Source organism: Xenorhabdus santafensis (genome assembly GCF_033949405.1).
Lineage (GTDB): Bacteria > Pseudomonadota > Gammaproteobacteria > Enterobacterales > Enterobacteriaceae > Xenorhabdus > Xenorhabdus santafensis.
This window is the reverse complement of the sequence record NZ_VCDN01000012.1, coordinates 15,595-28,925: the sequence shown is the minus strand read 5'-3', so window position 1 is coordinate 28,925 and position 13,331 is coordinate 15,595. Positions and strand designations below refer to the sequence as shown.

Here is a 13,331-nt window from a genome sequence, read left to right as displayed (position 1 = left end):
TTAGGCAGCAAACTCGCCGCTGCTGATAAGGAAATCAATCAGAGCGGTGAGCTTTTTTAAGTCGTCAAAAGCGATGTTATGAAATAGAGCAATGCGTAACTGGTTACGCCCTAGAGCCCGATAGCCTTCAATACCATATGCCAGCCCCTGTTTGTCCAGGTAATGGGTCAATTTGTCCACGGCAACAAAATCAGCTACATCAATGGTGGCAACGGTAGTGGAACGGGATTCAGCTTCAGCGACATAAACTGACAAATACTCCCGGGATTGAGCCCATTGATAAATCCATACTGCTTTTTCCTTAGCCTGACGTTCAACTTCAGAGAAACCCAGCGCATTCATGCGCTTTAATTGCTCGGCAAATAGGAATAACGTTACTACAGCAGGAGTATTATAGGTTTGTTGCTGCTCACTATTACTGAGCGCCATCCTCCAATCGGCGAAAACTGGAATATAGCGATTAGCATTGATGGCAATTTCTACAATACGCTCCTTTGCCTTCGGTGACAGGATAGCGACAAACAGGCCACCTTCACTGGCAAAAACCTTTTGCGGAGAGAAAAAAAAGACATCCACGAGTGTCAGATCGCAAGCAATTTGCCCGGCAGCGCTAGTTGCATCTACCGCCAGCAGGCAATTTTCACCAACTTCAGGCATATTCGTGTTCATCACACCTGTAGAGGTTTCGTTCAAGGTTAAAGCGACTACATCGGCTCCTTCGGTGAAAAAAATGGAGTTCGCCTGCCCATTATCCACAACAACTTTCTCCGATTGGATCCACGAAATACGGCTAGAGGCTTTAAACCATTTGTCGGAAAATTCACCACACACATGATGAATAATACGTGTTTTGACCAGTCCAAGACCAATCATGTCGAACAGTACTGTAGCACCGCCGTTACCCAGAACAATACTGTAACTGTCTGGTATCGATAAGTATTTTCTCAGATTATTCTGAATCTCGCGGCATAGTGCCCGCACCGGCTCCTTACGATGACTGGTACCTAGCAAATGGGGCCCTTTCTCTTTAAGCTGAGTCAAGTCATCCAACTGAATTAATGACGGACCACAACCGAAGCGGGGATCAGAGGGAATTAGTTTTTCTGGAATGGTTATCGCCACACAACTCTCCTTTCTAGGGGCTAGAGTATCAACTGTGATGAAATCTACGGTAAGGTCATAATATGTTTTTTTGGTAGAGCAGTTTTGGCCCAGCCAAATGCAGGATGCTGATATCTTAACAATTCCTGTTAACTGACATAACGCAGCCGCTGCCCAGAAAATGCTTCAATCTGAGCATAAAAAATCCGGCTATGAATAGCATAACCGGATTTAGAAGACTTTAATTTTTTAATTTGCTTTAAGGGGTATTTAAAATATTAACCCTATTCCACCGTCACCGATTTAGCCAAGTTACGCGGTTGATCCACATCGGTACCCTTGATCAATGCAACATGGTAAGACAACAATTGCAGAGGAACGGTATAGAAGATCGGGGCGATCAGTTCTTCTACGTATGGCAGAGGGATGATCTTCATGTTTTCGCTGTTGGTGAAACCTGCATCCTGATCCGCGAAGACGTACAGTTCACCACCACGGGCGCGGACTTCTTCAATGTTGGATTTCAGTTTTTCCAGCAGTTCGTTGTTTGGTGCAACGATGATCACCGGCATATCCGCATCAATCAGTGCCAATGGGCCATGCTTCAGCTCACCCGCAGCATAGGCTTCTGCGTGAATGTAGGAGATCTCTTTCAGTTTCAACGCACCTTCAACCGCAATCGGGTATTGATCGCCACGGCCAAGGAACAGGGCGTGGTGCTTTTCAGAGAAGTCTTCCGCCAATGCTTCGATCAGTTTGTCTTTGGACAACATACTTTCAATGCGGCTTGGCAGGGCATGCAAGGCATGAACAATGTCGTGCTCCAATGTTGCATCAGCGCCTTTCAGACGCCCCATGTAAGCCACCAGCATCAACAATACAGTTAACTGCGTGGTGAAGGCTTTAGTGGATGCAACACCGATTTCAGCGCCGGCTTTGGTCATCAGGGCAAATTCGGATTCACGTACCAGAGAGGAACCCGCAACGTTACAAATGGTCAACGAAGTCAGGTAACCCAGTTCCTTGGATAAGCGCAGGGCTGCCAAGGTATCAGCCGTTTCACCTGATTGGGACAAAGTGATCAACAGGCTGTTTTTACGGCGTGCTGGCTTGCGGTAACGGAATTCAGAAGCGATTTCCACGTCACATGGAATTCCTGCCAATGATTCGAACCAGTAACGTGAAACCATGCCCGCGTTATAAGAGGTTCCGCAAGCAACGATTTGGATGTGTTCAACCTGAGACAACAGTTCTGCCGCGTTAGCGCCCAGCTCTGACAGATTGACCTGACCGTTGCTGAAACGACCTTCCAATGTGCTCTTAATAGCCATCGGTTGTTCGTAAATCTCTTTTTGCATGTAGTGACGATAAACACCCTTGTCACCTGCATCGTACTGGACGTTGGATTCAATCTGCTCGCGTTCAACGGCTTCGTCGTTCACATCAAAAATGCGAACCGTACGGCGCGTGATTTCTACGATGTCGCCCTCTTCCAGATAGATAAAGCGGCGGGTCACAGGCAATAACGCCAGTTGGTCAGAGGCCAGGAAATTTTCACCGACACCCAAGCCAACAACCAATGGGCTGCCAGAACGCGCTGCTACCAGCACGTCAGGGTTACGACTATCCATAATGACAGTGCCGTAAGCGCCACGCAATTGCGGGATCACGCGCTGGATCACTTCCAGTAGTGAGCCGCCTTGCTGCTGCTCCCAATGCACAAGGTGGGCAATGGTTTCAGTATCTGTATCGGAAGAGAAGATGTAACCTCGCGCTTTTAATTCTTCGCGTAGCTCTTCGTGGTTTTCAATAATGCCGTTATGTACGACTGCAATATGTTCAGAAACATGAGGATGAGCATTACGCTCATTAGGCTCTCCGTGAGTCGCCCAACGGGTATGGGCAATCCCTGTGCCGCCAATAACTGGCTGTTTGTCCGCTTCATCCGCCAACATTTGTACTTTGCCGACTTCACGCAGACGTGTCATACGGTTTTCACTGTCAACGACAGCCATACCTGCAGAGTCATAACCACGGTACTCCAGACGACGAAGACCTTCGATCAATATTTCTGCAATATCTCGTTGTGCACAAGCACCAACAATTCCACACATGTGTTTTATTCCTAAAAACAGGGCCATACCCTTCGTCTTTCAAGCTGCCTCTTTGTTGGCTACATTCGTTCACCCCAGTCACATAGTTATCTATGCTTCTGAGGATTCTCTCACTTGCCTCCGCGAAGCAACTTGAAATCCATTGGTATATTTAACCCTTTTTATGTCGCACAACCTGATTGTCTTACAGCAAATCGCGTTATGGCGTTTGCCGCCCCCGAGCTTTGTAGAGATTGGGGGATTGTCCCCTTCATCTTTCAAGCCACAGCGTCGCCGGCTTCGTTCACTGACCGCCGCGCCGCAACTTGAAATTTATTGGGGATTTTTTATTGGTATATCTTATTTATTTTTTCTTAACTGGTCGTGGCCAGTTTTTAATATGAGTTTGCTTCACTCGACTGATGACCAGATCATTTTCAGCAACGTTTTTTGTGACTGTTGTTCCCGCACCGATCGTTGCGCCTTTTTCGATTGTAATAGGCGCAACAAGCTGGGAATCAGAACCGACAAATACATCATCGCCAATAATGGTTTTAAACTTATTAGCACCATCATAGTTGCAGGTAATGGTTCCTGCACCGATGTTTACATTGTTGCCAATTTCAGAATCACCAAGGTAAGTCAAATGACCAGCTTTGGAGCCTTTGCCAAGAGTGGCTTTTTTCATTTCAACAAAATTGCCAACGTGGGCTTTTTCAGCCAGTTTAGTGCCCGGGCGTAAACGAGCAAAAGGCCCTACGGTACACTCAGTTGAAAGCTCTGAGTTTTCGATTACGGTGTAAGGGCTAACTACCGAGCCATCACCAATAACACAGTTTTTCAGAATACAACCAGAGCCGATATGAACATTATTTCCCAGTGTGACGTGCCCTTCGATAATGACATTCGTGTCAATCACCACATCACGGCCATGTTCCAGTGTTCCTCGCAGGTCAAAGCGAGCAGGATCCAATAGCATGACGCCCGCCAACAGTAGTTTTTCGGCCTGTTCAGACTGGTAAATACGCTCCAATGTAGCAAGCTGAAGGCGATTGTTAACTCCTTCCATTTCACTTAAACGACTTGGATGTACTGCCTTGATTTGGCGGCCTTCTTGGTGTGCCAATGCGATAATATCGGTCAGGTAATATTCTCCCTGCGCATTGTTATTTTCCAACTTAGATAACCAGTGTTTCAAATCACCGCCATTGGCGACCAAAATACCCGTGTTGATTTCGTTGATTTTACGCTGCTCTTCGGTGGCATCTTTTTGTTCGATAATACCCGTTACTTCGCCATTTTCACGAATGATACGACCATATCCTGTTGGGTTATCCAAAATGGCAGTCAATAAACCAATTCCACCTGCTGGTTTTACCTCGATCAAACGCTCTAAAGTATCTTTGGCAATCAGAGGGACATCACCGTAAAGGATAATAATATCTTCATCATCGGAAAAATGCGGGGCTGCCTGCTGCATGGCGTGACCCGTACCAAGCTGCTCAGCCTGCAATACCCAATTTACATTTTGATTGGAAAGTGTTTGTTTCATCAAGTCACCGCCATGTCCGTAGACAAGATGAACATTTTGGGTACCCAGTTCCATTGCTGTGTCAATGACATGCTGAACCATCGGCTTACCTGCCAGCAAGTGCAAAACCTTGGGAAGAGCAGAGTACATGCGGGTACCTTTGCCCGCAGCAAGGATCACGACACTTTTAGCACTGTTACTGTTTGAGATAATAGACATAAGAAACCTGACAATTCCAATTTTATGTATGAAAGTAAACTCGTTTGCAAAATAAATTGCCACATATTTCGTAACGCGAAAATGCAATAAAAGCAAAAAAGCCAGTTAGCTTTCACCAACTGGCTTTTTATCTCACTGCCTGTACCCTTTTTTCAAGTTGCCGCTTTATTGCCTGCCACCTGAAATCTACCGGGTACTTATTACATCATTTTTTTTGTCAGTTCGATAACGCGAAGCTTCGCGATCGCTTTCGACAATTCAGCAGATGCCTGAGCATAATCAACATCGCCGTGAGAATTACGGATGTGTTCTTCCGCCTTGCGCTTGGCTTCAAGCACTTTAGCTTCGTCCAAATCCTTACCACGGATCGCTGTATCAGCCAGTACGATAACGCCGTTTGGCTGAACTTCAAGAGTACCACCAGATAGGTAGACAAACTCTTCTTCGCCAAACTGCTTAACAATACGTATCATGCCCGGTTTTATGGCAGTAAGCAGTGGCGTGTGTTGAGGATAAATCCCCAATTCACCTTCACTACCTGTCACCTGAATTTTTTGTACCAGCCCTTCAAACAACTGTTTTTCAGCACTGACTACGTTCAGGGAGAACGTCATTGCAGCCATATCAACCTCCCGTCAGCCGTATTAAAGCGATTTCGCTTTTTCCACAGCTTCTTCGATGGTACCAACCATGTAGAACGCCTGCTCTGGCAGGTGGTCATAATCACCGTTCAGGATGCCTTTGAAGCCACGGATGGTATCTTTCAGAGAAACGAATTTACCTGGTGAGCCAGTGAAGACTTCTGCTACGAAGAATGGCTGAGACAGGAAGCGCTGGATCTTACGGGCACGTGCCACAACCAGTTTATCGTCTTCAGACAGTTCATCCATACCCAAAATGGCGATGATGTCTTTCAGTTCCTGATAACGTTGCAGGATAGACTGAACGCCACGAGCCACATCATAGTGCTCTTGACCAACAACCAGTGGATCAAGCTGACGACTGGTTGAATCTAGTGGGTCAACCGCAGGGTAAATACCCAAAGATGCGATCTGACGGCTCAATACAACGGTTGCATCCAAGTGAGCAAAGGTTGTCGCTGGTGATGGGTCAGTCAAGTCATCCGCAGGAACGTAAACGGCCTGTACGGAAGTGATAGAACCTGTTTGGGTTGAAGTGATACGCTCTTGCAGAGCACCCATTTCTTCCGCCAGTGTTGGCTGATAACCTACCGCAGATGGCATACGGCCCAACAGTGCAGATACTTCTGTCCCTGCCAGGGTATAACGGTAAATGTTGTCAACGAACAACAGAACATCACGGCCTTCATCACGGAATTTTTCCGCCATGGTCAAACCGGTCAAAGCAACACGCAGACGGTTTCCTGGTGGCTCATTCATCTGACCGTATACCAGAGATACTTTGTCCAGTACGTTTGAATCAGTCATTTCATGGTAGAAGTCGTTACCTTCACGGGTACGCTCACCAACACCGGCAAATACGGAGTAACCTGAGTGCTCAATCGCGATGTTACGAATAAGCTCCATCATGTTAACGGTTTTACCTACACCCGCACCACCGAACAGACCAACTTTACCACCCTTAGCAAATGGGCAGATCAAGTCCATGACTTTTATACCGGTTTCCAGCAGATCCTGAGAGTTGGACAACTCTTCGTAAGTTGGTGCTGTGCGGTGAATTGACCAGCGCTCTTCTTCGCCGATATCACCTTTCATGTCAATCGGATCACCCAATACGTTCATGATACGGCCCAGTGTTGCTTTACCCACTGGAACTTCGATTGGATGTCCTAAGTCTGTTACTTCCAAATTACGGCGCAGGCCATCAGAAGTACCCATTGCGATACAACGAACGATACCACCACCCAACTGCTGCTGAACTTCCAGCACCAATTTTTCTTCACCGTTTTTAACCTCAAGGGCATCGTATACTTTTGGTACGCTGTCCTGAGGGAATTCGACGTCCACTACGGCGCCGATTACCTGGATAATCTTTCCAGTAGCCATCTTGAATCCTCTACGTAATTCGTAAACCTAGCTGTTAAACCGCAGAAGCACCCGAAACGATTTCGGTGAGTTCCTGAGTGATACTGGCCTGACGAGCCTTGTTGTAAACCAACTGCAACTCTTTGATCAGGTTGCCACCGTTATCGGTCGCGGCTTTCATCGCTACCATTCGTGCGGCCTGTTCACTAGCCAGGTTTTCAACGACGCCCTGATAAACTTGCGATTCTATATAACGGCGCAGAAGGGTATCCAACAGCGCTCTAGGATCAGGTTCATACAGATAATCCCAGGACTTCTTCTTCAGTGTTTCATCGTCTCCGGCTGGCAGAGGCAATAACTGAGTAATTGTCGGAACCTGAGACATTGTATTAATGAACTTGTTTGCCACTATATACAGTTTATCCAGACGCCCTTCGTCATATGCTTGCATCATGACGTGGACTGGCCCGATCAGTTCGGACAATGATGGGTTATCTCCCATCCCTGTTACCTGGGCAACAATGTTGCCACCAACAGAAGAAAAGAAAGAAACCCCTTTCGATCCGACAAGCGCCAAGTCAACTTGGACGTTTTTATCAGACCAGTCTTTCATTTCTATCAGCAATTTTTTGAACAGGTTAATGTTCAAACCGCCACATAAACCACGGTCAGTCGAAACAACCACGTACCCAACACGCTTAACTTCACGCTCTTCAAGGTAGGGATGTTTGTATTCCAGATTACCTAACGCAAGGTGTCCAATCACACTGCGAATGGTCTCTGCGTAAGGACGGCTGGCCGCCATGCGATCCTGCGTTTTACGCATTTTGGACGCGGCGACCATTTCCATCGCTTTAGTGATTTTTTGCGTATTTTGCACACTGGCGATTTTGGTACGTATCTCTTTTGCGCCGGCCATTTCTGCTTCTCCGAATTCAACCAGACGGCCCGTGTTATTTTAATTAAATAAAATTAAACAGGGCCGAATAGTGTTACCAGGACTGAGTCGCCTTGAAGGATTCCAACAGAGCTTTCAGCTTAGCTTCGATCTCTCCGTTGTAATCACCAGACTGGTCAATCTCTTTCAGAAGATCAGCATGTTCACGGTTAGCATACGCCAACAGAGCAGCTTCGAAACTGACCACTTTCGCGATTTCGATATCTTCCAGGTAACCGCGCTCAGCAGAAAACAGAGACAGAGCCTGCAGTGCAACTGACATTGGCTGATATTGTTTCTGTTTCAACAGCTCAGTTACTTTCTGACCATGATCCAACTGCTTACGCGTTGCATCATCCAGATCTGAAGCAAACTGAGAGAATGCTGCCAGTTCACGATACTGAGCCAGAGCGGTACGGATACCACCAGACAGTTTCTTGATGATCTTAGTCTGTGCAGCACCACCTACACGGGATACGGAAATCCCTGGGTTAACCGCAGGGCGGATACCGGAGTTGAACAGAGAAGATTCAAGGAAAATCTGACCATCAGTAATGGAGATAACGTTTGTCGGTACGAATGCAGAAACGTCACCAGCCTGAGTTTCAATGATTGGCAATGCAGTCAGAGAACCCGTTTGGCCTTTCACTTCACCATTAGTGAATTTTTCAACGTACTCAGCGTTAACACGCGCAGCACGCTCCAACAGACGGGAGTGGAGATAGAAAACATCACCAGGGAATGCTTCACGTCCAGGTGGACGACGCAGCAACAGAGAAATCTGACGGTACGCAACAGCCTGTTTAGACAGGTCATCGTAAACAATCAGTGCATCTTCGCCACGATCACGGAAGTATTCGCCCATCGCACAGCCAGAATATGGCGCCAAGTATTGCAGGGCCGCAGATTCTGATGCGGATGCAACAACAACGATGGTGTTTTCCAGTGCATCGTGCTCTTCCAGCTTACGAACTACGTTGGAAATGGTAGAAGCTTTCTGACCAATAGCAACATAGATACATTTGATACCGGAATTACGCTGGTTGATGATAGCATCGATAGCCAGAGCGGTTTTACCCGTCTGACGGTCACCGATTACCAGCTCACGCTGACCACGACCAATTGGAATCATGGCATCAACGGATTTGTAACCGGTCTGGACAGGCTGGTCAACGGATTGGCGATCGATAACGCCAGGCGCAATAACTTCAACAGGTGAGAAGCCATCATGCTCAACAGCACCTTTGCCGTCGATTGGTTCACCCAGTGTGTTAACAACACGACCCAGCAAGCCACGACCAACAGGTACTTCCAAAATACGGCCAGTACACTTAACTTTCATGCCTTCGGCTAAGTCAGCGTATGGACCCATAACAACCGCACCTACAGAGTCGCGCTCCAGGTTCAGTGCAATTGCGTAACGGTTGCCAGGCAGAGCGATCATTTCACCCTGCATGACATCGGCTAAACCGTGGACACGAATGATACCGTCGTTAACGGAAACAATCGTACCTTCATTGTGAGCTTCGCTCACGACATTGAACTGAGCAATACGCTGTTTGATCAGTTCGCTGATTTCGGTGGAATTCAGTTGCATATGCTCCAGTCCCCTTAAGACTGCAAGTCGTCTGTTAAACGATCCAGACGGCCACGAATACTGCCATCGATCACCATGTCACCCGCGCGGATAATTACACCGGCAATAACAGACTTATCAATTTTGCAATTCAGCTTCACTTTGCGTGACAGACGTTTTTCCATCGCCGCAGAAATTTTAGCCTGCTGCTGCTCATTCAGTTCGGTCGCAGAAATCACTTCAACATCAATGGTTGATTCAAGTGACGCACGCAATTGGATAAATTGCTGGACAACTTCTGGCAATGCCAACAAGCGCCCATTTTCTGCCATTACACGAATAAAGTTCTGAGCATGCGCATCAACCTGCTCACCACAAATGGTGATAAAGGTCTTGGCTAACGTTTCCGGTGCTAATGAACCGGAAAGCAGCTCACCAACCTGCTCATTGCGAGTAACCTCAGCAACAAACGCCAGCATGTTCTGCCAGTGTTCAATAGATTGGTGTTCTACAGCAAAGTCAAAAGCTGCTTTGGCGTAGGGGCGAGCTACCGTAGCAAATTCAGACATGCCCCTCCCTCCTTACAGTTCAGCGACCAGTTTATCAACGATGTCGCTGTTAGCAGCTTCATCCACGGAACGTTCGATGATTTTCTCGGCACCTGCGATAGCCAGCATCGCAACCTGCTTACGTAACTCTTCACGAGCGCGTTTGCGTTCAGCTTCAATTTCAGCATGCGCTTGCGCTACGATTTTGTTACGTTCCAGCTCAGCTTCCGCTTTCGCGTCATCAATGATTTGAGCTTTTTGTTTATTAGCTTGCTCAATGATAACTTGCGCATCCGCTTTCGCTTTTTTCAGTTGGTCGGTCGCATTGGCTTGCGCTAAGTCCAGGTTCTTTTTGGCACGCTCTGCCGAAGCCAAACCGTCAGCAATCTCCTTCTGACGCTTTTCAATGGCCGCCATAATTGGTGGCCATACATACTTCATGCAGAACAAAACAAACAGGACAAACGCGATGGCCTGGCCGAGGATTGTTGCGTTAATATTCACTGCACAATACCTCTATTTCAATTAATGAATTGGCGTAATATTCAGTTCTACGGTTTTATTAACCGCCAACAGCGAACATCATATACAAGCCCAGGCCCACAGCGATCATAGGGATGGCGTCAACCAGACCCATGACGATAAAGAACTGCGTACGCAGCAGAGGAATCAGATCAGGTTGGCGAGCAGCGCCTTCCAGGAATTTACCTCCGAGGATGCCGATACCGATCGCAGCACCAATAGCCGCCAGACCCATCAGAATAGCGGCAGCTATGTACAGCAGATCCATATTCAGGTTTTCCATGACAGTCTCCAGTTTGTTTCAGTTAAATCACTATTATTGATAAATATTAATGTTCTTCAGATGCCATCGACAGATAAACAATCGTCAGAACCATGAAAATAAAGGCTTGTAACGTAATAATCAGTATGTGGAAAATCGCCCATGGCAGGCTAAGTAGCCACTGTGACCAAAACGGTAAAAGAGCCGCTATAAGAATAAAGATCAATTCGCCGGCATACATATTACCAAACAGTCGCAGACCGAGTGATATAGGTTTAGACAGCAAGCTGACCCCTTCCAAAATTAAGTTAATTGGAATAAACAGTGGGTGATTGAAAGGCTGCAATGTCAGCTCCTTCGCAAAACCACGAATTCCTTTCATCTTAACGCTGTAGAACAAAATGAGAACAAAGACACCGAGAGCCATCGACAAGGTGACACTGACATCTGCGGTTGGAACAATACGCAGAGCAGGTAAGCCGAAGATATGTTCACCAACTAAAGGAATAAGATCGATTGGCAGCAAGTCCAATGCGTTCATCAACAACACCCAAACGAACACAGTCAAAGCCAGAGGGGCAATCACTTTGCTCTTGCCGTGATACATATCACGAACCGTGTTATCAACAAAACCGATTATCATTTCTACTGCAGTCTGAAATTTCCCCGGTACGCCGTCAGTAGCACGAACCGCAACTCTTCTAAACACAAATAGAAATAACATTCCTAATACGATGGAGAAAAAAAGCGAGTCAATGTTCAATGTCCAGAACGTCGCCTCATAACCACTAGCGTTGGGATTGACCAACTCAAAAGTACGTAAGTCCAACTGAAGATGCCTCAGATGGTGGCTTATATACTCTGAAGTTGAAACTTCTCCTGATGCAGACATGATGCTTTTTACCCTTTTGTTGTTAAAAACGCTAACCGTTCATTACGGCAGGTGCGATGATCTGCACAATCAGCACCGCTAAATAGGCCACACCAAGTGGTGCAAATGCCGCCTTGAACACCCCTAAAGCGACTATCAGCACAGCTATCGTAATGATAACTTTGACCCCTTCGCTAATCACGAAAAACCATGCAATTCGTACTGGAATGCCTTCTTTTTTCGCTTTTTGAAAACGGCTAAGCAGCATGAAAGCCACATTTGGCAACCAACATGCCAACCCACCAGCGAAAGCAGAAGCCCCCCACTCTATACTTTTGGTACAAAAAGCTACACTGAGAATAACAAAAGTCATTAACTGCAAAAGTAACAGTTTCAGTGCTGTTCTACCGCTGTAAAGGGATACAGACATGACTTTTGTTTTCTCCCTGAGGTACACCATCACATATCAGGTCTTGCTGAATGCTGTATAAAACTGGCTTTGCTTAAGAGTGTCAAGTGACAAAAACGTGCAAATTATACGGGCACCCAAAATGAATTCAATCCATAAGTAGCGAAAAAGTGAATAATTATTTAATTTTCTAACTTTGGTGCTAGATTGCTCACAAATACCATTTAATATTCTGCAACTATTAATGGTACGACCTCTATATTAAACGTGATGCATATCACATCAAACAGAATCATTAATTATTTTTATCATTAAAAATGTGATGAAAATCTTTTTATTTTTTTAAATAAAAATCAATCAATTAATATTACACCTATAAAGTTTTATCTGATATATCGATAAAAAACCTTGAATGTTTATTTTGAACACTTTCCCTAAAATTTATTTATTAAAAAAATCGATAGGCATCTTCAAAAAGGAAAATTATCCCAATATAAAAATAAAGTTGGTTTTTTGTGAGTTATTAGTAAATAAAACCGAAATAATGAAAAGGAATAATTAGTAACGCCTGTAACATTTTAAATGTGTTTGGCGTCACTAATTATTTATAATTTTATTGACAAATAGCAAAGTTAGTTTGACTTAAGAATAACAAGATGGCGCTGTTCGCTCAATTCAGGGACAGTCAGAGAGAAGACGCTTTCTGACATAAAACCCGCCGGTAATTTAGCCAGCTCATCTTCCGATAGTGCCCCTTTCAGGGCATAAAAACGCCCCTCAATGGGTTTGGGAAGGTGGTGGCACCATGAAAGCATATCTTCTAAAGACGCGAATGCGCGGCTGATAACCCCATCAAAAGGGGGTTCAGGAATAAACTCTTCAACTCGGCTCTGTACGGGTTCGATATTAGGCAAATCTAGCTCATGTTGAACCTGACGCAAAAAGCGCACCCGTTTTCCCAAGCTATCCAGCAAGGTGAAGTGGGAGTCCGGCCGTACAATCGCCAGAGGGATCCCCGGTAACCCTGGCCCTGTTCCTACATCAATAAAACGCGTACCACGAAGCTGTGGGTTAACAACAATGCTGTCCATGATGTGCCGAACCAGCATCTGTTCTGGATCACGGACAGATGTCAGGTTATAGGCTTTATTCCATTTGTTGAGCATGCCAACGTAATCAATGAGTTTTTGTTTCTGATCCAGAGATAACTCAAAGTCAGTTTGCGCCAGAAGCGATTCTAATTTGTTCAGCAAAAT

13 protein-coding genes are annotated in these 13,331 nt (G+C 45.9%); all 13 read right to left on the bottom strand.

The features are described 5' to 3' along the window. The 13 genes from FE392_RS02990 to rsmG all read right to left on the bottom strand — a co-directional run bounded on the left by FE392_RS02990 (position 1) and on the right by rsmG (position 13,328). Positions 1 to 1,122 carry an aminotransferase class V-fold PLP-dependent enzyme gene (locus FE392_RS02990; protein WP_319928749.1) on the bottom strand — a complete coding sequence of 374 codons (1,122 nt, stop codon included), beginning with the start codon at positions 1,120 to 1,122 and terminating at the stop codon, positions 1 to 3. A gap of 263 nt (positions 1,123 to 1,385) precedes the next feature. After that, positions 1,386 to 3,215 carry a glutamine--fructose-6-phosphate transaminase (isomerizing) gene (gene glmS, locus FE392_RS02985; RefSeq protein ID WP_319928748.1) on the bottom strand — a complete coding sequence of 610 codons (1,830 nt, stop codon included), beginning with the start codon at positions 3,213 to 3,215 and terminating at the stop codon, positions 1,386 to 1,388. Between the two features lie 343 nt (positions 3,216 to 3,558). Continuing rightward, complete coding sequence (gene glmU, locus FE392_RS02980) at positions 3,559 to 4,944, bottom strand: bifunctional UDP-N-acetylglucosamine diphosphorylase/glucosamine-1-phosphate N-acetyltransferase GlmU (protein WP_319928747.1); 1,386 nt, start codon at positions 4,942 to 4,944, stop codon at positions 3,559 to 3,561. Positions 4,945 to 5,144: 200 nt separating this feature from the next. Continuing rightward, on the bottom strand, positions 5,145 to 5,567 hold the full coding sequence (locus FE392_RS02975; protein ID WP_319928746.1) for a F0F1 ATP synthase subunit epsilon: 423 nt from the start codon (positions 5,565 to 5,567) through the stop codon (positions 5,145 to 5,147). A 21-nt stretch (positions 5,568 to 5,588) separates the two neighbouring features. Next, positions 5,589 to 6,971: a F0F1 ATP synthase subunit beta gene (atpD, locus tag FE392_RS02970; RefSeq protein WP_319928745.1), complete on the bottom strand. Its 1,383-nt coding sequence runs from the start codon at positions 6,969 to 6,971 to the stop codon at positions 5,589 to 5,591. A 34-nt stretch (positions 6,972 to 7,005) separates the two neighbouring features. After that, positions 7,006 to 7,869 carry a F0F1 ATP synthase subunit gamma gene (gene atpG / locus FE392_RS02965; protein WP_319928744.1) on the bottom strand — a complete coding sequence of 288 codons (864 nt, stop codon included), beginning with the start codon at positions 7,867 to 7,869 and terminating at the stop codon, positions 7,006 to 7,008. Positions 7,870 to 7,942: 73 nt separating this feature from the next. Then, positions 7,943 to 9,484 carry a F0F1 ATP synthase subunit alpha gene (gene atpA / locus FE392_RS02960; RefSeq protein ID WP_319928743.1) on the bottom strand — a complete coding sequence of 514 codons (1,542 nt, stop codon included), beginning with the start codon at positions 9,482 to 9,484 and terminating at the stop codon, positions 7,943 to 7,945. Between the two features lie 14 nt (positions 9,485 to 9,498). Next, positions 9,499 to 10,032 carry a F0F1 ATP synthase subunit delta gene (atpH, locus tag FE392_RS02955; protein WP_319928742.1) on the bottom strand — a complete coding sequence of 178 codons (534 nt, stop codon included), beginning with the start codon at positions 10,030 to 10,032 and terminating at the stop codon, positions 9,499 to 9,501. 12 nt (positions 10,033 to 10,044) lie between these two features. After that, positions 10,045 to 10,515, bottom strand: coding sequence for a F0F1 ATP synthase subunit B (atpF, locus tag FE392_RS02950; protein ID WP_045967709.1), 471 nt, complete (start codon positions 10,513 to 10,515; stop codon positions 10,045 to 10,047). 58 nt (positions 10,516 to 10,573) lie between these two features. Further along, the gene (atpE, locus tag FE392_RS02945; RefSeq protein WP_319928741.1) at positions 10,574 to 10,816 is read right to left on the bottom strand and encodes a F0F1 ATP synthase subunit C; all 243 of its coding nucleotides are present in this window, start codon (positions 10,814 to 10,816) and stop codon (positions 10,574 to 10,576) included. A gap of 46 nt (positions 10,817 to 10,862) precedes the next feature. After that, positions 10,863 to 11,687, bottom strand: coding sequence for a F0F1 ATP synthase subunit A (atpB, locus tag FE392_RS02940; RefSeq protein ID WP_319928740.1), 825 nt, complete (start codon positions 11,685 to 11,687; stop codon positions 10,863 to 10,865). 31 nt (positions 11,688 to 11,718) lie between these two features. Further along, positions 11,719 to 12,096 (bottom strand): F0F1 ATP synthase subunit I, encoded by a 378-nt coding sequence (gene atpI / locus FE392_RS02935; protein WP_319928739.1) that lies wholly within the window; start codon positions 12,094 to 12,096, stop codon positions 11,719 to 11,721. A gap of 611 nt (positions 12,097 to 12,707) precedes the next feature. Then, the gene (rsmG, locus tag FE392_RS02930; protein ID WP_319928738.1) at positions 12,708 to 13,328 is read right to left on the bottom strand and encodes a 16S rRNA (guanine(527)-N(7))-methyltransferase RsmG; all 621 of its coding nucleotides are present in this window, start codon (positions 13,326 to 13,328) and stop codon (positions 12,708 to 12,710) included. Between the last annotated feature and the right edge of the window lie 3 nt (positions 13,329 to 13,331).

Coding starts and splice junctions, on each gene's coding strand:
- glmS (WP_319928748.1), bottom strand. CDS start 3,215: ATGTGTGGAATTGTTGGTGCTTGTGCACAACGAGATATTGCAGAAATA.
- glmU (WP_319928747.1), bottom strand. CDS start 4,944: ATGTCTATTATCTCAAACAGTAACAGTGCTAAAAGTGTCGTGATCCTT.
- FE392_RS02975 (WP_319928746.1), bottom strand. CDS start 5,567: ATGGCTGCAATGACGTTCTCCCTGAACGTAGTCAGTGCTGAAAAACAG.
- atpD (WP_319928745.1), bottom strand. CDS start 6,971: ATGGCTACTGGAAAGATTATCCAGGTAATCGGCGCCGTAGTGGACGTC.
- atpG (WP_319928744.1), bottom strand. CDS start 7,869: ATGGCCGGCGCAAAAGAGATACGTACCAAAATCGCCAGTGTGCAAAAT.
- atpA (WP_319928743.1), bottom strand. CDS start 9,484: ATGCAACTGAATTCCACCGAAATCAGCGAACTGATCAAACAGCGTATT.
- atpH (WP_319928742.1), bottom strand. CDS start 10,032: ATGTCTGAATTTGCTACGGTAGCTCGCCCCTACGCCAAAGCAGCTTTT.
- atpE (WP_319928741.1), bottom strand. CDS start 10,816: ATGGAAAACCTGAATATGGATCTGCTGTACATAGCTGCCGCTATTCTG.
- atpB (WP_319928740.1), bottom strand. CDS start 11,687: ATGTCTGCATCAGGAGAAGTTTCAACTTCAGAGTATATAAGCCACCAT.
- atpI (WP_319928739.1), bottom strand. CDS start 12,096: ATGTCTGTATCCCTTTACAGCGGTAGAACAGCACTGAAACTGTTACTT.